Genomic DNA, 17369 nt, shown 5'->3' with positions numbered 1-17369 from the left:
TTGCAGCAGGTCGCTGTTTCCGGCCGTGCCGCATCGCTCAGGCCCGGCGCGGCGTGGGCATCTCACTTACCGTTTTCCATTGCTGGCCCAATCCTGTTGCCGTGTAAGAAGCCGGGCTGCGTTGTCAGCCCGGCTTTTCTTTTTAGCGGAACAGTAATTGCTCCCTCGTTGCACGAAATCGCCCGGCGGTAAAAATCCGCCACGCGAATTCTTCCGCGAAAACAGCAAGCAGCTAACAAAGGGAGACGATCATGACGACCAGGCCAACCAATCCGCCCGATGCAGGCCGCCGCAAGGTTCTTGCCGCGCTGGCAGGCTCGATAGCACTGTCGGCGTGCGGAGGAGGCGGCGGAGGCGGTAGCAGCGGCGGCTCCGGAGGAACGCCAGCCGTCGGCACGATTCCTCCCGGCCGCGCGAATCTGCCGCGTCCCGCGCTACCCGATCCGGCCACCTCGGGCATCGACCACGTGGTGCTCGTCACCATGGAAAATCGCTCGTTCGACCATCTGCTAGGCTGGGTGCCCAATGCGGAAACTGCACAGAGCGGTCGAAATTTCAAAGATGCATTTGGCGAAACTCACACGCCGTTCTCGCTCCCCTCGAACGCCGCCTATGGTTTCCAGGCCTGCTCGTTCGCCGACCCCAATCACTCATACGACGCCGGACGCGTTCATCTTGCCAATGGCGCAATGAATGGCTTCCTGCTCACGCCCAACACGAGCCTCGCGCGTGGCGACCTGTTGCCGATCGGTTATTTCCAGGCGGCAGACCTCGACTTCTATCGCGGCGCGGTACCGCAGTACACCGTCTGCGACTATTACATGAGCGGCATTCTGGCCGACACTTATCCGAACCGCGTCTATCTGCACAGCGGCGAAACAGACCGCTTATCGGACACGCTCGCCACGTCGACGCTACCAACGATCTGGGATCGCCTGGACGCGAAAAACGTCTCGTCCACCTACTACTTCCATGACGTGCCGTTTACCGCGCTCTACGGCACGCGTTACGTGGGCCGCTCGAAGCTCTTTGCCAACTTTCTCTCCGACGCAGCCGCGGGCACGTTGCCGTCGTTCTGCATGGTCGAGCCGAGCTTTGGCGGCGAGGCGCAGGGCACGTCGAACGACGACCATCCTCACGCCGACGTGCGCAACGGCCAGGTGCTGCTCGGCCAGATCTACGATGCGCTACGCACCAGCCCCAACTGGAGCAGGACGCTGATGATCATCGTGTATGACGAGTGGGGCGGCTTCATGGAGCATGTCGCGCCGCCCGTGAAGCCGGTGTCCGCCGCCGAGGCCGCACTCGGCAACGACGGCCGGCTCGGTTTCCGCGTGCCCTGCATGCTGCTCGGACCGCGTGTGCGCGCCAACTACGTGTCGCGTTATCCGTTCGACCCGAGTTCCATTCACCAGTTGCTCGCATGGCGCTTCGGTCTGGACCCGCTCGGCGTGCGCGCGAGCGATTCGACAACCTTCAACCTGGCCTATGCGCTCGACTTCACCGACGCCGCGCGCACCGACGCGCCGGCGATCGCGGTGACGCAAGGCACCTTTGGCTCCGCCTGCTCGAATGTATCGACGGCGACTTCGGGCGCGAGCGGCATTGAGCAACTCGACAGGAGCCAGGCCGTGCCCAACACGGCGATCAGCGCGCCAGGTGGCCGTTTTGCCGAGTTGCGAACCAAAGCGGACGCGCTCGGCTTTCCGGCGCCGCAGTAAGCCTGAATGATATGGCTTGCCCGACTTTACGCTGCTGGCACCGCGTCAGAACAACTGTTTCTGCCCGGACGTCAGCCGCGTAAAGTCGTCGCGCAGCAGCGGCAAGATTGCGTCTGCAACAGGTTGCAATTGACGCGTCAAATAGTGCTCGTAGTCGATGGCCGAGCGTAGCGTTTCGAGCGGCTCGGGTCCGGCGATCGTCATGACGTAGCTGATCCAGCCGCCGTTCTGATATTGCAGCGGGCGTCCTTGCCGGCGGTTGTATTCGTCGGCGACACGCGCGGCGCGCACGTGAGGCGGCACGTTACGTTCATAGTCGCCAAGCGGCCTGCGCAGGCGCTTGCGATAGACGAGCTGATCGTCGAGCTTGCCTGCGAGTGTATCGCGCACATAGTCGCGCACGTAGTCCTGATAAGGCTGCTGTGTGAAGATGCGCCGATAGAGCTCCTGCTGAAACTGCTGCGCGAGCGGAGTCCAGTCCGTGCGCACCGTTTCGAGTCCTTTGTAGACGATCTCTTCGCTGCCGTCCGGCAAAACAGTAAGCCCCGCATAGCGCTTCTTGCTGCCTTCTTCGGCGCCCCGAATGGTCGGCATGAAGAACCGCCGGTAATGCCGCTCGAACTGCAGTTCGAGTGCGCTCTCCAGCCCGAAACGCTGTTGCAGATCCTGCCGCCACCATGCGTTGATATGGTCGACAAGCGTTCGTCCAATGCGGCTCGCTTCTTCTTCGCCGTGCGCGTGCTTGAGCCAGACAAAGGTCGAATCCGTATCGCCGTAAATGACTTCATAACCTTCGGCCTGAATCAGCTCGCGCGTGCGGTGCATTATCTCGTGACCGCGCATCGTGATAGACGACGCAAGCCGCGGGTCGAAAAAGCGGCAACCGGTCGAGCCGAGCACGCCGTAAAACGCATTCATGATGATCTTCAATGCTTGCGAGAGCGGTTTGTTCTGCTCGCGCTTCGCTGTTTCGCGGCCTTGCCAGACCTGGCTCACAATCGACGGCAGGCAATGGCGCGTGCGAGAGAAGCGGGCGCCGAGAAAGCCCGGCACCGATTGATCGTCGGCGGGATTCAGCATGCCTTCTACCAATCCGACCGGGTCGATCAGAAACGTACGAATGATCGACGGGTACAGGCTCTTGTAATCGAGCACCAGCACTGAATCGTAAAGTCCAGGGCGTGAGTCCATGACGAATCCGCCGGGACTTGCTGCGCCCGCCACGTCGCCGAGATTAGGTGCGACGTAGCCTTGCCGGTGCATTCGCGGCATATACAAATGCGTGAACGCCGCAACCGAACCGCCGCTGCGATCGGCGGGCAGGCCGGTTACGGTGGCGCGTTCCAGCAGAAACGGCAGCAGTTCTGTTCTGGCGAAAATGCGCGTGACGAGTTCGCAATCCTTCAGGTTGTACCGGGCGAGTGCCGGCTTGTCCTCGTCGAAGCGGCGCTGGATCTCATCCATGCGCTGATAAGGATTGTCGATAGCTTTGCCTTCGCCGAGCACAGCGCGTGAAACGTGTTCGAGACTAAACGACGGGAAGCTCCACGTCGCGGAGCGTAACGCCTCTATGCCGTCAATGATTAGCCGCCCGGCCGCGCCCGCAAAATAATGGTTCTGCTTGAGGCCATGTTCGCGCCATTCCATCGCGGCGCCGCCACGTCCAAGCCGAAGCGGCACGCGGTATTGTTCGGCATGCTGCTGAAGTACACGCAAATCGAACTGCACGAGATTCCACCCGATGATCGCATCGGGATCATGTCGCTCCATCCACGTATTCAACTTTTCGAGCAACTGTGCGCGCGTTTCGCAGTATTCGAGGTCGAAGTCGAGTTCACTCGCGTCGCCGTTCGGCGGCCCGAGCATATACACCTGACGCTGCCCGCAACCTTCGAGTGCAATCGAATAGAGTTCGGCGTGGACGCTCGTTTCAATATCGAGCGACACGAGTTTCAATGAAGGACGATAGTCCGCTGCCGGTTTCAACTCGCCATTCACGAGCGCGCCGTCGCGTGCATGATCACCGCTGAACATGACCGGCGCGGTGATGAAACGCTCCATCATGTAGCGCTCGGGCGGAAAGATGTCGGCTTCATAGACGTCGACGCCGCCTTGCTTCAGGCGCTTTTCAAAGCCGGTCAACTGACGATATTGCGGACAATACAGTCCCATCACGGGCCGATGATGAAAGTCGCGCAGTTCCAGTGAACGCAGATCGAGCGGTGCTTCGCGACGCAGGATGGTTTCGGCGCGCTCGCGCTGTTCAGCGGGAATGAATGCAACCGATGTTTGATGGCGCAGACGGATATGACGAGGCCCGCCGTCCGTTGCCAGCCAGAAATCGACTTCGGTGCCGGCGGGTGTGTCCCGCCAGTGCCGCGTCAAGATGAAACCGTGTTCAAGCTCAGTCAAACTCACCACCTCGGAAACAGCGCGTTATCGCCCGATGCGATTTTACCGCCCTGTCTATGCAGCGCGCTGCGCCCCTGTGTCACCGAGCATGCAGCCGCGCGTCGCAGCCGGTATGATGCTTTCGCAGCGTTTCGTTCGGCGCGGTTATGCGCCGGTCAGATCTTCTAAAAAGGGAGTAAATAGAATGACTTTGGGCAAACTTCTGGTGGCTGTCGCGGTAGCTGCAACGAGCTTTGGCGCGCAGGCGCAAGTCGCCGGCACGCAACCCCTGAGTGTCACCGTCGAGCAGTCCAATGCGCTGCTGAACGGCTGGAGCGTGAAGAAGAGCATTCTTGGCAAGGCTGTGTACAACGACCAGAACGAGAAGATCGGCTCGATCCGCGATCTGGTGGTGGCACCGGACGGCTCGCTTTCAGCAGCAATCGTCGCTGCGGGCGGTTTCCTTGGCGTTGCGTCGCATGACGTAGCGGTGCCTATCGCAGCACTCGACATTCGCTCGGGCAATTTTTATCTGGCCGGCGCGACGAAGGCAGCCTTGAAGGCAACGCCGGAATTCCAGTACAACAAGGTCCAGGCGCCGGCGAAGCCGAAGAAGCTGTCGACACAGTGATGCAGGTGGCGGCGGATTCGCGGGCTCTACGAGAGGTCCGGCTTGAGGCGCGCGATTTGTCGCCCGATTTGTGAGTTGATCCGTCGCCCCACGCAGATCTGTTTTGCAGGCCGGACATAGCCGGCCTGCACCCAACTCATGCTTCCAGTGCGAGCGTAGCGAACGTGCCCAGCCAGTGCTCGCCCATGTAATCTCCCGCCACGTGAGGCAGTGCGCTTTGCAAATGCCGCTCGGCCGAATCGAACAGCACTGCGCGCCGTATGTCTTGCGCCGGTAGCGCGCGGGCCAGCGAGCGTTGACACCATGCACGGCTCAGATTGAGGCCGTCGAGGTGAGCAATCTTGCCGTCGGTGCGATCAGTGACGGTAACCGGTTCAAACAGCGTCGCGGGCTTTTTCGCACCCAGATCGGGAAGAAAGCGGCCGAACCAGTCGACGAACTGAGCGGGCGGCAACACACGCCGCATCAACTCGGCTTCCATCAGCGAAGGGGACAGAAACTCGTCGCCTGCGGGCTCCCATGCCTGGCAACCCACGTCGTGCAAAAACCAGCGCTCCGCGGTACTGACGATCAGCGCTTCGAGCTGGCTGTGTGACGTTTGCCGCGCGAAATCCAGCGTGAGTGCAAGCGCGAACGCCATGTTGAAGTGCGTGCCGACACGTAACGGATAGGTGGCCTTGGGAAGGAACGTCTGGAAGCGTTCGACGAAAACTTCGGTCAGCGGCGCGAACGTTTTCGCCCACCGCGCAGCATCCGACAGCTTCAACGAATGCAACTGCGCGCTGAGCGCGAGCAGCCATGCCCAGCCATACGGCCGCTCGAAGCCAAGGTTGTGCGGCAAGTCCAGATAAGCGCGCTCGCCGGCCACGTTTGCCGCGGTGAAGTGCTCGTCGACCACTGCGACGATACGTGCCGCTTCCGGCAGGTCCGGAAAGCGCTCTATTAAATGAAGAACCAGCCAGTAGCCGTGCACGCACGAGTGCCAGTCATAGCTGCCATAAAAGATCGGATGCAATGCACGAGGGCTTTTGACGTCTTCGGGGCCGGCAAGCGAATGCGTGAGTTTGTTCGGATATTCGCGCGTGAGGTGGGCGAGCGCAAGGTTGGCGAATTTCGAAGCGAGTTCGCGAGTGAGCAGGGCAGTCATTAGCAGTTCCTCGAAGGCGGAATACGTACAGGCTACTAGTATCGTATTGGCGGCTGACAATAGCAAAGCGGCAAGCGTCGCGCGCTGCCAGATGCGCTCCGGGAAATTCCGTCGCTACGGCTGGATTGGCGCGATGTTGGCGTTTGCGGCCGCGAACAGAAGGCAATTGCAGTTAAAGCGGCGCTTAAATTTTCGAACGTTGATCGGGAGGGGCGAGAGCAGAAAAAGACAGCCGAGCGGTGTTCCTTTCGAGTTCTTTGCGCCGCTCTTTTGCTCCATATGCGCGTGCTATGGTCGCTTTCCAGAACAAGCAATGCGTTGATCACACGAAGATGGAGCAGTTCTTTATGCGGCGTACTAGTGCCGTGAATTTCCTGCTGGCGCGCCGGCGGATGTGCCTCGACAAGATTGCGGCCGCAACCAGCGACGACGTGCAACGCGAACGCGAAGTGGAGTTTCTCGAGCGCCTGGTACTCGACGTTCGCGCGGGCCGGCTCGGTACATTTGAATTGACCCACGCAAAAGCGGTTGCCGTGGTGATTACGGATTAGCGATTTAAAGTACTGCAAGCCTTATGGCGAAGACGTCCTCTTTTCTTACCTGCTGCGCACCGTACTGTAGAGGGGCAATGCCCGCTCTTCGAGCATTGCAATCGCCTGAACCGCCAGTTGCGACAACGTATGTTTGCTGCTCGTCGCAATAGCAAGGCGGCTGAATAAAGTCGGCTCGGTAATCCGTGTGACGCTAAAGCGCCGTTTGAGCGCGTCGCTCACGGTTGCGTTGAGCGGCAGCACTGCGTAGCCGATGCCTTCGCTGACAAGATCCAGAATCGACGACACCGCATCTACCTCCAGTTCGATGTTGAGCCTTACCCCTTGCTCGGCAGCGACTGATTCGAGCATGCGCCGGATTGCGTGCATGCGCCCGGGAATCACCAGCGGATAACGCGGAATATCGCGCAACGCGATTGCATCCACCGGCTCGCGTGCGGATTCGGCTTGCGCTTCGCTGTCAGCACCGATCAGAAAGAGTTCTTCGGTGAATACGGTGCGTTTGTCGATCAGCGGTGTATCGAACGTGTCGTAAAGAACTGCCACATCGACACGACCCATCATCAGCCATTCGATCAGATAGGTCGACAGACCTTCTGCAACGGAAATGGTCGCGCCGGGAAACGACGTACGAAAGCTGCGCACCAGTTCGTTGGTCGCCACTTTCGCGAAGCTCGGTGTAATGCCAATGCAAAAATGCCCGCCGACGGTACCGCGCAACTCGTCCAGATCTTGCGACGCGCGCTGGACCTGCGAAAGGATCCCTTTCGAATGAGCGAGCATTCGCTGACCTGCGGGCGTGAGCGCGACGCCGCGGCCATTTCGCTCGAGCAGCGTATGGCGCAATTCCACTTCGAGTTGTCGCACGAGCCTGCTCAGCGCAGGCTGGTTGGTGTCGAGCGTAATGGCGGCGCGGGTGAAGCTGCCGAGTTCGGCCACATGCACAAACGCTTCCAGCTGCTTGAGGTCCATGGCGGGAGGTATGTGAAATTCACATATCAGCTAGTTTGGTATAGCGATTGTATCGAGCGACGCTCCCCGCGACAATCGGCTTACTTCAGCTTACCTGGCAGCTCATTTGCCAGCTTATCTGCCAACTCATTTGCCAACTCATTTGGCAGGTTACCTACCAGCTTACATAGAGAGCCGCGCCGCGCGGCCATCCAGATAGAGACGACGCTTCCATGAAATCCTGTTTGCCGCCCGATCCCCATCCTGTCCGGCCCGCACAGCAATTGCCCGCCAACGCCTGCGACGCGCATTGCCATGTGTTCGGTCCCGCCGAAGTTTTTCCGTATGCGCCGGATCGCAGCTACACGCCGCCCGATGCGCCTTTCGATCAATTGGTCGCGTTGCATGATTTTCTCGGCCTGAGCCGCGGTGTGATCGTGCAGGCGAGCTGTCACGGCACCGACAACACCGCGATGCTCGATGCAATAGCGCGTGGCAACGGCCGTTATCGGGGTGTCGCGATAGTCGACGGCGATGTGACCGACGCACAACTCGCCGACCTCGACGCACGCGGCGTGCGGGGCGTGCGCTTCAACTTCGTCGCGCATCTTGGCGGCGCGCCGGATCTCGACGTGTTCGACCGGGTACTGCAGCGGATCGAGCGGCTGGGCTGGCATGTCGTGCTGCATCTGGATGCGCAGGATATCCTGCAGTACGCCGAGCGGATCGAGCGTATCAAGGTGCCGTTCGTGATCGACCACATGGGTCGCGTGCGCGCCGAAGCAGGCCTCGATCAACAGCCGTTCCGGCAACTGCTCGAACTGATGCGCAATCCGCTCGCATGGGTCAAAGTCTGCGGTTCCGAGCGCGTGTCTGCAGGCCGCCGGCCTTTCGACGATGCGATTCCGTTCGCCCAGACGCTGATCGAAGCCGCGCCGGACCGTGTGCTGTGGGGCACGGACTGGCCTCATCCGAACATCAGCAAGGACATGCCGAACGACGGCGAACTGGTCGATCTGCTATTACGCTTCTGCCCGGACGAGGCATTGCGTGAAAAACTGCTGGTGACGAATCCCGCGCGGCTTTACGGCTTCGACGTGTAGTTGCAGCCGCAATCATGTCCTGAACTGCCGCGTGAGACGGCAGGCATGCGGAAAGCGACATTTATCGACTTTCCGCTCATCAATTTCGATGGAGACGAAGATGACTAGAACTGATTCCCGGGTTTGCCGATTCGGAGCGGCTTCATGAGCGAGAGTGCCGTCATGACCTCGTCCGCGCCGGGCGCGAAGAAGCCGTTTTACAGAACGCTGTATTTCCACGTGTTTGCCGCGATCATTATCGGCGTGCTGCTCGGGCATTTCGCGCCGTCGCTCGCCGTGAAGATGAAGCCGCTCGGCGACGCATTCATCAAGCTCATCAAGATGGTCATTGGCCCGATCATCTTCTGTACTGTGGTGACCGGCATTGCCGGAATGGGCGACATGAAGAAGGTGGGGCGAGTCGGCGGCAAGGCGCTGCTGTACTTCGAGATCGTGTCGACGCTCTCGCTCGTGATAGGTCTTGTAGCAGGGCACATCTTTCACCCGGGCAGTGGCTTCAATCTGGATCCGGCCACCATCGACACAAAAGCTCTGGCCGGTTACACGACTGCAGCACATCAGCAGAATACAGTCGAGTTTCTGATGCACATCATCCCCGACACCGTCACGGGCGCCTTCGCGTCGGGCAACGTGCTGCAGATCCTGCTGATCTCAGTGCTGTTCGGCGCGGCACTTGCAGCGACCGGAGAGCGCGGGCGCCCGCTGATTGCAATGATCGACTACTTTGCTCATACGTTTTTCGGCATCGTTCACATCATCATGAAGGTGGCGGCAATCGGCGCATTCGGCTCCATTGCGTTCACGATCGGCACCTACGGAATCGGCGCGGTTGTGCCGCTGCTGAAGCTGATCGGCGCGTTCTATGCGACGCTCGCCGTATTTGTGATCGTCGTGCTCGGTGCAATTTCGCGGCTGCTCGGTTTCAGCATCTTTCGCTTCATGAGCTATATCCGCGAAGAGATTCTGATCGTGCTCGGCACGAGTTCTTCTGAGGCCGCGCTTCCGCAAATGCTCGAAAAACTCGAGCGCCTCGGCTGCTCGAAGTCGGTCGTTGGACTCGTGATTCCGGCGGGCTATTCGTTCAATCTCGACGGCACGAACATCTACCTGACGATGGCTGTGCTATTCATTGCCCAGGCGTTCAATATCGAACTCAGCTTGACGCAACAGTTGACGCTCGTGGGCGTGGCGATGCTGACGTCGAAAGGCGCAAGTGGTGTGGCCGGTGCCGCGTTCGTGATGCTCACTTCCACGCTGCTGGTTTTCCCGCTTATTCCAGTGTCCGGCATGGTGCTGATTCTCGGCATTCACCGTTTCATGGGTACAGGTCTCGCGATTGCGAACACGATCGGTAACGGCGTTGCGACGCTAGTCGTGTCCGCGTGGGAGCACGAACTCGACCGTTCGAAGCTGAATGCAGGCATGTCGCGTCGACGGGCGGATTGACCGCATGCTTTGACCACCTAGCCGCTGCAAAACAATAGAGATCGTTCTGGTTGCGTGCGCCTACGCGCACGCAACAGGGGCAGCTTGCGCTCAAAAAATACAAACTGGACTGGAGACGTAACCATGTGCACAACAACAAACGGCATGCGCCACGGGGCACGCTTTAAAGCAACATGCATTGCATCGGCGCTGCTCGCGCTAGTGAGCGGCACAGCGAACGCCGATTCTTCGCAAGCGGCGGCGGGCGCTGCGTCGTTATCGACTTCGTCGGTTCAGATGTACGGCTTGATCGGCATGTATATCGACAGCGCGAAAGTCAGTACGGCCCGCGCAAGCACGGTGCAAATGGGCGGTGGCGGAATGACCACATCGTTCTGGGGCATCCGCGGCCGTGAAGATATAGGCGGCGGTAACGCGGTCATCTTCAGCCTCGAAAGTTTTTTCCGGCCGAACACCGGGCAGATGGGACGCAATACGACCGACGGGCTCTTTTCGCGCAACGCCTACGTTGGACTCACCGGCGCATACGGTACGTTCAAGTTCGGCGAGCAAACTAACCCAACGTACATCAACCAGCAATTCGTTAATCCGTTCGGCTCTTCCGTGGTCTTCTCGCCATTGATCGTGCAGTCGTATACGGCGAGCTACAACAATACGGTGATCGGCGACACCGTCTGGCAAAACGCAATCGAGTACGTATCGCCGAATTACGGCGGATTGACGGGCACGGCGATTTATAGCGTGAGCAGCACGACGGGCCACCAGGGGCGCGACAACGTCGGCCTGCATTTGACGTATGCGAATGGACCGCTGACTGCGGTGTTTTCTGCGCAGCGCGTGCGGACGGCGGCGGTCGCGCCGTCAACGGGACAGTATCTTTATCTCGCCGGCGCCGCGTACGACGCGAAGTTCATGAAGGTCTACGGCGCCGCGCAAATGACCAGCAACAACAACGTCGAAACCGGCTCGCATACTTATGAACTGGGTGTTTCCGTTCCGCTCACGCCGTCCAACGTGATTCTCGCCGAGTGGGCGCGCACCAAACACAGCGCGCCGAGAGACCGCAGCGATGTGCGCAACACGGGAAGTCTCGCCTACGAATATATTCTTTCTAAACGCACCTACGTGTACACGGTGTATTCGTACGACAAGCTCACGGCCAATCCTTCCGGTAGCACGTATGGCGTGGGCATCCAGCATACCTTCTGAAGAGGCTGCGGAAGTCCGTTGAATGGACCTCCGTGCGCTGCCTCAGGAGTTCGCCCGGCCCGCGCGGTTGCATGAGAACAGGCGTGCGAATGAACGCGCGAGAAAGCCCTGCGATGGCTGCGGCGCCTTAACCGGCTCAACGACATTGCGCCACCAACGCTCGCCTCGATGCGGCGCGGCGAGATCTAACCGCTGGCCCATGCGCGGGGTGGAAAGTGCGATGCCACGCGCGGCGGCAAGCCCGAGCACCCGTTCGAATGGCTCGTACCATTTGTGCATCGCCAGATCGAACGTGCCGTTATGAATCGGCACAAGCAACTGGCCGCGCAAGTCGATATGCGCCTGTACGGTGTCTTCGGGTTGCATGTGGACGTAAGGCCATTGCGCGTCGTACGCGCCCGTTTCGACTAGCGTCACGTTGAAGGGGCCCAGGCGTTCGCCGATGGTCCTGAAGCCGTCGAAGTAGCCGGTGTCGCCGCTGAAAAACACGCGCAGATCTTCGTCGACGATGACCCACGACGCCCACAGCGTGCTGTTGCCGTCGAACAGGCTGCGTCCCGAGAAATGCTGGGCCGGCGTCGCCGTGAATGCGATGCCGTCAATTTCAACGCTTTGCCACCAGTCGAGTTGGCGCACCTTGCTCGCGTCAATGCCCCAGTCGATCAGCCGGTCGCCCACGCCGAGCGGCGTGACGAACACCTTCGTCGTAGCGGCCAGCGCGCACACCGTTTCCCGATCCAGGTGATCGTAGTGATCGTGCGAAAGAATCACGCCGGCAAGCGGCGGCAAATCGGCAAGCGCGATGGGCGGCGCATGGAAACGCTTCGGGCCGAGACGCTGGAACGGCGATGCACGTTCGGCGAACACCGGATCGGTCAGCCAGAATCGTCCGCGCAGCTTCAGCAGCACCGTTGAATGACCGAGCCGGTACAGGCTACGGTCGGGCGCTGCATCGAGTTGCTCCCGCGTCAACGTGTCGACAGGCAATGCGCCGGCCGGAACGGTTCCCTGCGGCTTGTTCAGCAGCACATTCCACGCAATGCGCACGGTTTTGCCGAATCCTTCGACGGGACGCGGCTTGACGTTGCGAAAGCGCTCGCCGTCGTGCTGCGGCGACAAGCCGGAAAGCTCGCGCCCGCGCTTCGCAGCGGTGAAGCCGAGAACACGGCCGATCGAATCGATGAGCGCTGTCATGTGTGACGTCCTGACGTGGAAAGTAGACTGGGTAGTGTAATTTATAATCTCGAAAAGTAAACCACTCGGTGTAAAATTTCCGCATGGACCCGAGCCTCACTCATCAACGCCTGACCGACCGCAAGCGCGTCGCCGTGGTTTCCGCGGCTATCGAAGAATTCCTCGCGGCCGGCTTCGACGCGACCAGCATGGATCGCATCGCCGCGCGCGCAAACGTCTCGAAGCGGACCGTCTACAACCATTTCCCCAGCAAGGAAGCACTCTTCGCGGAGATATTGCGGCAGTTGTGGGACGCGAGCCACTCGGGTGAGGCGTTCGCTTATCGGGCGGCCGCGCCTCTGCGCGAGCAGCTGATCGAACTGTTGATGCGCAAGCTCCGGCTGATGAACGACGAGGCCTTCGTGGCGCTGGCGCGCGTGGCCATTGCCGCCGGCATCCATTCTCCGGAACGCGCGCGCGATATGGTGGCGCGCCTCGGCGAGCGCGAGGAAGACCTGACTGTGTGGATCCGCGCGGCAGCCGCCGACAAACGTCTGCGGATTTCAGATCCCGTGTTTGCCGCGCACCAACTGCAGGGTCTCGTGAAAGCATTCGCTTTCTGGCCGCAGGTGACAATGGGGCAGCCGCCGCTCGACAGTGCCGGACAGCAGGCAATCGCGGACTCAACGGCCGATATGTTCCTCGCGCGCTATGCGTGAATGCCGATCCTGTTGAGGAATGCGTTTCGTGCGTCTTTAAACAGCGTCTTTAACTTCTCAGAACGGGCGCAAGTCATGCATGTGTGACTAATATGCGCGGCCGTCTCTTCCCCGAACTGCGAACTCCTAAGCAATGTGACGGCCTGTGCGAGCATGCGCGGGCAGTCGTGCAGTGAAACCAATGGATGCGGCGACGCGCATGGCACTTGAACGCTGCCCGTTTTTTACATGTGATTGCAAGTTGTACCAGGGCAGCAAACGGTCGCGTTTTATCACCGTGTCGCGTTCGCATGCGGATCGTGGTCAGGTTCTTTTGCGTTCGCGCTTGCAGTGACCGACGCCCGCACATTTCATCAAAGTGGTTGCGCTTTTTGCCGACGATGAAACGCGCGACGCGCCCGACTCGTGAGGAGAGGATGATGGAACCAGTGCTGAGAAAGGTAATGACCGCCGTGTTGATCGCGGCGCTGGCAGGCGGCACCGTGGGGTGCAAGCGCTCGGGCTCGAACGATACGGCCGGAACCGCGGGCACAGGCGGGCCGGCGGCCATGAGCAGCGGCACGGCGGCACCCATGGGCGGTGCATCGGCCGCGAGCCAGTAAGTCCGCACCGCAAGCGTTCGCTTCGCGATATCGCGGCATTTTCGCGCGACCCTTCGCAATGGGGCCGGCGTGTGGCCCGTCGCGCATTGCATGGCTCCGATGCCACGCGGTCATGCGTCTGGCAGAAGCGGCGCGCGCTCTGCATCGCCGGCAGGGTCATACGGCACGACGCGTTCGTGCTCGTCCGGCTGATTGCGGGCGACTATCGCTCTTGCTGCGACTGTGTCGTCAAGATTGAACGGCTGATGCGGCATGCCCGGAGGAATAAAAAGGAAATCGCCGGCTTCGGTAATGACCGACTCGCGCAAACCGGGACCGTACCGTGTTTCGACTCGTCCTTCGAGCATGTAAATCGCCGTTTCATAGTCGGCGTGACAATGCGGTTCCGCATGGCCGCCGGGCGGCACGACGACCATGTACATCGACAAACCCGCTGCCCCAGCCGTGCCTCGAGAAATGCCGACAAAGTACGGCAAGCGCTGGCTTGTCGTGATCGCCTCGTCCGGGCGAACCCTGACGACGGTTTGCTGTGCGTCGTGCAAAACGTTTGACATGGCGGCTCCTTGGCAACAGCGGGAAGGTTCGTCGTGGTCCGCGTTGTGAAGTGAAGTCTACGCGATAGATGCGTTGCTTTCGAACCTGAAGCTGAGCGCTGATCAGGTTCGCGATGCGCGTTTCTGCCTGCTGCGCGGCACGGCTTTCGCGCTCAACATGTCTCTGTCTCGCGCCAAAGCCGCGCGCAAACGCGGCACCGCGAAATCAATGAAACTGCGCGTCTTCAGCGGCAATTTTCCTTGCCCCGCATGCATGATGCTCACGGGTATGGGCTCCGGTTCGAAGCTGCGCAGCACCAGTTTCAGCTTGCCTTCGTCGACAGCTCGCGCCGCCTGATACGACAGCACGTTGGTCACACCGACACCGGCAATGGCGGCGTCGATGGCCGCCTCCGCTGTATTCACCGAGAGCCGCGCGTGAATCGGAACGGCTTCGTGCGGGCCGCTGCTCGTGGCGAAGTCCCACACGTCGCCTGAAGGCAGCGAATCGAAATTCACGCACGAAAAGCGCATCAGATCGGCGGGTGTTTCAGGCTCGCCCGCCTGCGCGAGGTAGTGCGGACTCGCGCAAGCCACGCGGGTCACCGTGCCGATCTGCGTAGCGACCATGCTGCTGTCGGGAAGCTTGCCGATGCGCAACGCAACGTCGATATGGTCGTCCAACAGATGCAGGTTGCGGTCGGCGAGCACGAGCCGCACTGTTATCTCCGCAAACGTCGCGAGAAAATCACTGACGATGGGCAGCATATGCAGCCGCCCAAATACGATGGGCGCCGTCACGACGAGTTCGCCGCGCGGCGTGCTGTACTCGCCCGCTGCGGCGCTTTCCGCTTCGCTGACCTGCTCGAGAATCTGCTTGCACGCGGCGAGGTAGGCGACGCCCGCTTCGGTCAGTGTGAGCTTGCGCGTGGAGCGTACAAGGAGACGCGCGTTCAGATGCGCCTCCAGCTCAGCGACTTTGCGGCTGACGGTGGGCAGCGGCATAAGCAGCTTGCGGCTCGCCGCGGAGAAACTGCCGGTCTCAGCCGCGGCTACCAGAATCGACATTGCTTCAAGACGGTCCATGAATCCGCGCGCTCATCGAATATGAATCGATGGAAAATACCGGATTGCAGCTACTTCTGGAAGAGCGTGGGCGCGGTTATGCGAAACGGGCTGCTCGCGCTGCGCCCATGCTGATGCGCGCGAGCGCTACAATCGTCATGACATAAAGCACTATAACGGAGACATAGCATGGCCAATCTTCAGCCAATCAGCCGCTACCCGGTGCCCGATCCGAGCGAATGGCCCGACGACATCAGCGCACGCATTCTCGAAGTACAGCAAAAAGCCGGGTTCGTGCCCAATGTATTTCTGACGCTTGCGCATCGGCCCGATGAGTTTCGTGCGTTCTTTGCGTATCACGATGCATTGATGCTGAAAGAGGGCGGCCTTACCAAAGGCGAACGCGAGATGATCGTGGTCGCCACCAGCGCAGTGAACGATTGCCTCTATTGCGTGGTTGCACACGGCGCGATCTTGCGCATTTATGAAAAGGCGCCGCTGCTCGCGGATCAGGTTGCCGTGAACCACCGCAAGGCGGACATTACCGCGCGGCAGAAAGCCATGCTCGACTTTGCGTTGAAGGTGTGCCGCGAATCGGGTAGCGTCGACGATGCCGATTTCCAGACGTTGCGAGAACATGGATTCACGGACGAAGACATCTGGGACATTGCCGCGATTACCGCGTTTTTTGGCTTGTCGAACCGCATGGCCAATGTCATTTCAATGCGTCCCAACGACGAGTTCTACCTGATGGGGCGCGTGCCGAAAGCCGCTTCCGATTCACCGCAGAATTCACCGCAGAAATAGACCGATAACTGCTTATGCAGTGCTCATGCGCTCGCCGGTTCTGAACGCAGTGCGGGCGTGTGCAGCGCGGTGTCGTCGATCGGAAAGTGCAGCAGTGCGGCGACAAGACCGCTTGCTACGGTCGCTTGCCACAGCAGCGAGTACGAGCCTGTCAGGTCGAAGACCACGCCGCCCAGCCACGCGCCGAGAAACGATCCGATCTGATGGCTCAGAAAGCAAAGGCCGAACAGGCTCCCGAGATGGCGTGTACCGAATACTTTCGCAACGAGGCCGCTCGTCAGCGGAACAGTGCCGAGCCAGGTGAGGCCCATGACGGCCGCAAATACGACTACGGTCAGCGCACTTTTCGGTAGCAGAAAGAATGCGCCGATCGTCACGCTGCGAATCAGGTAGAGCCAGCCAAGCACGTAATGCTGCCGGAACCGGCCCCCTAACCAGCCGCAAGCCCAACTGCCGATCATGTTGAACAAGCCGATCAATGCAAGGGCGGTCGCGCCGAGTCCGATGGGCATGTGGCATAGCGACAGATAGCCGGGCAAATGCGTCGCGATGAACGCAAGCTGAAATCCACAGGTAAAGAACCCGAGTGTGAGCAACCGGTATCCGCGATGCTGCGCGGCTTGAGCAAGCACGCTGCGCAGCGGCGCCAGCGGCGGCTCAGAAAGCGGTGCCCCGGTTCGTGCACGCCGGTCCAGTACGATGCCGAGCGGAGCCACCATCAGCATCAGGAAAGCCAGTACGAATAGCGACGTGGCAATGCCCGCGTTGAGCCTGATCCCCTGAACGAGCGGGACCATCAGTACCTGCCCGGCGGACCCTCCTGCGCTGACAAGGCCCATCGCCATGCTGCGCTTTTCCGCCGATGCCACCCGGCCGATCGCCGGCAACACGACGCCGAACGTGGTGCAGCTCACGCCAATGCCCACCAGCAAGCCCATGCCGACGATCAACATCGGCCCGCTCGGCGCGACGGCCGCGAGGCCGAGGCCCGCCGCGAAAGTCGTCGCGCCGAATGCGACCACCGGCGCGGAACCATAGCGGTCCGCTGCCGCGCCCGCGAACGGTTGCGCGAAGCCCCACACGAGGTTGTGCAGCGCAATTGCGAACGCGATCAGCGTGACGGGCAAACCTCGATCGAAAGAAAACGGCCCTATGAATAGCCCGAACGTTTGCCGGATCCCCATTGCCGCGCTGAGAATGAGCGCGGCGGCGAGAATGACGAATGTCGTGTGATTGAACGCGGGCGCGATGTGTTTGCTGTTGGCGGTCGACATGGTTCTGATCTCCTTCGACACAATGGTCGCAGCGAGCGTCGCAAGC

General features: G+C 60.5%; 16 protein-coding genes. 9 read left to right on the top strand and 7 right to left on the bottom strand.

Annotated elements, in window-relative coordinates:
• The first annotated feature begins 251 nt into the window (after nt 1-251).
• Nucleotides 252-1721, top strand: coding sequence for an alkaline phosphatase family protein (locus J2W46_RS03165; RefSeq protein ID WP_310351221.1), 1470 nt, complete (start codon nt 252-254; stop codon nt 1719-1721).
• A 45-nt stretch (nt 1722-1766) separates the two neighbouring features.
• Here J2W46_RS03165 and J2W46_RS03160 read toward each other — a convergent pair whose 3' ends face one another.
• Nucleotides 1767-4133: a DNA polymerase II gene (locus J2W46_RS03160; protein WP_310351218.1), complete on the bottom strand. Its 2367-nt coding sequence runs from the start codon at nt 4131-4133 to the stop codon at nt 1767-1769.
• Between the two features lie 184 nt (nt 4134-4317).
• Here J2W46_RS03160 and J2W46_RS03155 point away from each other — a divergent pair, with 184 nt between their 5' ends.
• The gene (locus J2W46_RS03155) at nt 4318-4743 is read left to right on the top strand and encodes a PRC-barrel domain-containing protein (protein ID WP_020066394.1); all 426 of its coding nucleotides are present in this window, start codon (nt 4318-4320) and stop codon (nt 4741-4743) included.
• Nucleotides 4744-4879: 136 nt separating this feature from the next.
• Here J2W46_RS03155 and J2W46_RS03150 read toward each other — a convergent pair whose 3' ends face one another.
• Nucleotides 4880-5890, bottom strand: a complete 1011-nt coding sequence (locus J2W46_RS03150; protein ID WP_088173981.1) for a DUF2891 domain-containing protein — start codon at nt 5888-5890, stop codon at nt 4880-4882.
• A gap of 347 nt (nt 5891-6237) precedes the next feature.
• Between J2W46_RS03150 and J2W46_RS03145 the strand changes: the two genes are divergently transcribed.
• Complete coding sequence (locus J2W46_RS03145) at nt 6238-6441, top strand: hypothetical protein (RefSeq protein ID WP_310351213.1); 204 nt, start codon at nt 6238-6240, stop codon at nt 6439-6441.
• Between the two features lie 45 nt (nt 6442-6486).
• Here J2W46_RS03145 and J2W46_RS03140 read toward each other — a convergent pair whose 3' ends face one another.
• Nucleotides 6487-7413 carry a LysR family transcriptional regulator gene (locus J2W46_RS03140; protein WP_310351212.1) on the bottom strand — a complete coding sequence of 309 codons (927 nt, stop codon included), beginning with the start codon at nt 7411-7413 and terminating at the stop codon, nt 6487-6489.
• Nucleotides 7414-7625: 212 nt separating this feature from the next.
• On the opposite strand from J2W46_RS03140, the gene J2W46_RS03135 reads away from it, so the two are divergent.
• From J2W46_RS03135 to J2W46_RS03125, 3 genes are all read left to right on the top strand, one after another.
• Nucleotides 7626-8495, top strand: a complete 870-nt coding sequence (locus J2W46_RS03135; RefSeq protein ID WP_088173980.1) for an amidohydrolase family protein — start codon at nt 7626-7628, stop codon at nt 8493-8495.
• A 144-nt stretch (nt 8496-8639) separates the two neighbouring features.
• Nucleotides 8640-9941, top strand: a complete 1302-nt coding sequence (locus J2W46_RS03130) for a dicarboxylate/amino acid:cation symporter (protein ID WP_020066389.1) — start codon at nt 8640-8642, stop codon at nt 9939-9941.
• A gap of 123 nt (nt 9942-10064) precedes the next feature.
• Nucleotides 10065-11150, top strand: a complete 1086-nt coding sequence (locus J2W46_RS03125) for a porin (RefSeq protein ID WP_374726800.1) — start codon at nt 10065-10067, stop codon at nt 11148-11150.
• A gap of 42 nt (nt 11151-11192) precedes the next feature.
• On the opposite strand, the gene J2W46_RS03120 is transcribed toward J2W46_RS03125, so the two are convergent.
• Nucleotides 11193-12344, bottom strand: a complete 1152-nt coding sequence (locus J2W46_RS03120; protein WP_310351207.1) for an MBL fold metallo-hydrolase — start codon at nt 12342-12344, stop codon at nt 11193-11195.
• A gap of 83 nt (nt 12345-12427) precedes the next feature.
• Between J2W46_RS03120 and J2W46_RS03115 the strand changes: the two genes are divergently transcribed.
• Together J2W46_RS03115 and J2W46_RS03110 are read left to right on the top strand one after the other, a co-directional pair.
• Nucleotides 12428-13042 carry a TetR/AcrR family transcriptional regulator gene (locus J2W46_RS03115; protein ID WP_087753423.1) on the top strand — a complete coding sequence of 205 codons (615 nt, stop codon included), beginning with the start codon at nt 12428-12430 and terminating at the stop codon, nt 13040-13042.
• A 419-nt stretch (nt 13043-13461) separates the two neighbouring features.
• Nucleotides 13462-13644 carry a hypothetical protein gene (locus J2W46_RS03110; protein WP_033379476.1) on the top strand — a complete coding sequence of 61 codons (183 nt, stop codon included), beginning with the start codon at nt 13462-13464 and terminating at the stop codon, nt 13642-13644.
• 110 nt (nt 13645-13754) lie between these two features.
• Here J2W46_RS03110 and J2W46_RS03105 read toward each other — a convergent pair whose 3' ends face one another.
• Both J2W46_RS03105 and J2W46_RS03100 read right to left on the bottom strand, forming a co-directional pair.
• Nucleotides 13755-14198 (bottom strand): cupin domain-containing protein, encoded by a 444-nt coding sequence (locus J2W46_RS03105; protein ID WP_204521744.1) that lies wholly within the window; start codon nt 14196-14198, stop codon nt 13755-13757.
• 102 nt (nt 14199-14300) lie between these two features.
• A complete protein-coding gene (locus J2W46_RS03100) occupies nt 14301-15263 on the bottom strand; it encodes a LysR family transcriptional regulator (protein ID WP_310351201.1) in 963 nt (320 codons plus the stop codon).
• A 168-nt stretch (nt 15264-15431) separates the two neighbouring features.
• Between J2W46_RS03100 and J2W46_RS03095 the strand changes: the two genes are divergently transcribed.
• Entirely contained in the window at nt 15432-16049 is a 618-nt protein-coding gene (locus tag J2W46_RS03095; RefSeq protein WP_310351199.1) for a peroxidase-related enzyme, read from the top strand.
• 23 nt (nt 16050-16072) lie between these two features.
• On the opposite strand, the gene J2W46_RS03090 is transcribed toward J2W46_RS03095, so the two are convergent.
• Nucleotides 16073-17323: an MFS transporter gene (locus tag J2W46_RS03090; RefSeq protein WP_310351196.1), complete on the bottom strand. Its 1251-nt coding sequence runs from the start codon at nt 17321-17323 to the stop codon at nt 16073-16075.
• Between the last annotated feature and the right edge of the window lie 46 nt (nt 17324-17369).

The organism is Paraburkholderia strydomiana, assembly GCF_031456815.1.
Taxonomy (GTDB): Bacteria; Pseudomonadota; Gammaproteobacteria; order Burkholderiales; family Burkholderiaceae; genus Paraburkholderia; species Paraburkholderia caledonica.
The sequence above is the reverse complement of the archived record's forward strand: the minus strand, read 5'-3'. Positions and strand labels throughout refer to the sequence as shown.

What these genes read in the sequence shown, in the direction of transcription:
- J2W46_RS03165 (WP_310351221.1), top strand. Translation starts at nt 252, where the DNA reads ATGACGACCAGGCCAACCAATCCGCCCGATGCAGGCCGCCGCAAGGTT.
- J2W46_RS03155 (WP_020066394.1), top strand. Translation starts at nt 4,318, where the DNA reads ATGACTTTGGGCAAACTTCTGGTGGCTGTCGCGGTAGCTGCAACGAGC.
- J2W46_RS03150 (WP_088173981.1), bottom strand. Translation starts at nt 5,890, where the DNA reads ATGACTGCCCTGCTCACTCGCGAACTCGCTTCGAAATTCGCCAACCTT.
- J2W46_RS03145 (WP_310351213.1), top strand. Translation starts at nt 6,238, where the DNA reads ATGCGGCGTACTAGTGCCGTGAATTTCCTGCTGGCGCGCCGGCGGATG.
- J2W46_RS03140 (WP_310351212.1), bottom strand. Translation starts at nt 7,413, where the DNA reads ATGGACCTCAAGCAGCTGGAAGCGTTTGTGCATGTGGCCGAACTCGGC.
- J2W46_RS03135 (WP_088173980.1), top strand. Translation starts at nt 7,626, where the DNA reads ATGAAATCCTGTTTGCCGCCCGATCCCCATCCTGTCCGGCCCGCACAG.
- J2W46_RS03130 (WP_020066389.1), top strand. Translation starts at nt 8,640, where the DNA reads ATGAGCGAGAGTGCCGTCATGACCTCGTCCGCGCCGGGCGCGAAGAAG.
- J2W46_RS03125 (WP_374726800.1), top strand. Translation starts at nt 10,065, where the DNA reads ATGTGCACAACAACAAACGGCATGCGCCACGGGGCACGCTTTAAAGCA.
- J2W46_RS03120 (WP_310351207.1), bottom strand. Translation starts at nt 12,344, where the DNA reads ATGACAGCGCTCATCGATTCGATCGGCCGTGTTCTCGGCTTCACCGCT.
- J2W46_RS03115 (WP_087753423.1), top strand. Translation starts at nt 12,428, where the DNA reads ATGGACCCGAGCCTCACTCATCAACGCCTGACCGACCGCAAGCGCGTC.
- J2W46_RS03110 (WP_033379476.1), top strand. Translation starts at nt 13,462, where the DNA reads ATGGAACCAGTGCTGAGAAAGGTAATGACCGCCGTGTTGATCGCGGCG.
- J2W46_RS03105 (WP_204521744.1), bottom strand. Translation starts at nt 14,198, where the DNA reads ATGTCAAACGTTTTGCACGACGCACAGCAAACCGTCGTCAGGGTTCGC.
- J2W46_RS03100 (WP_310351201.1), bottom strand. Translation starts at nt 15,263, where the DNA reads ATGGACCGTCTTGAAGCAATGTCGATTCTGGTAGCCGCGGCTGAGACC.
- J2W46_RS03095 (WP_310351199.1), top strand. Translation starts at nt 15,432, where the DNA reads ATGGCCAATCTTCAGCCAATCAGCCGCTACCCGGTGCCCGATCCGAGC.
- J2W46_RS03090 (WP_310351196.1), bottom strand. Translation starts at nt 17,323, where the DNA reads ATGTCGACCGCCAACAGCAAACACATCGCGCCCGCGTTCAATCACACG.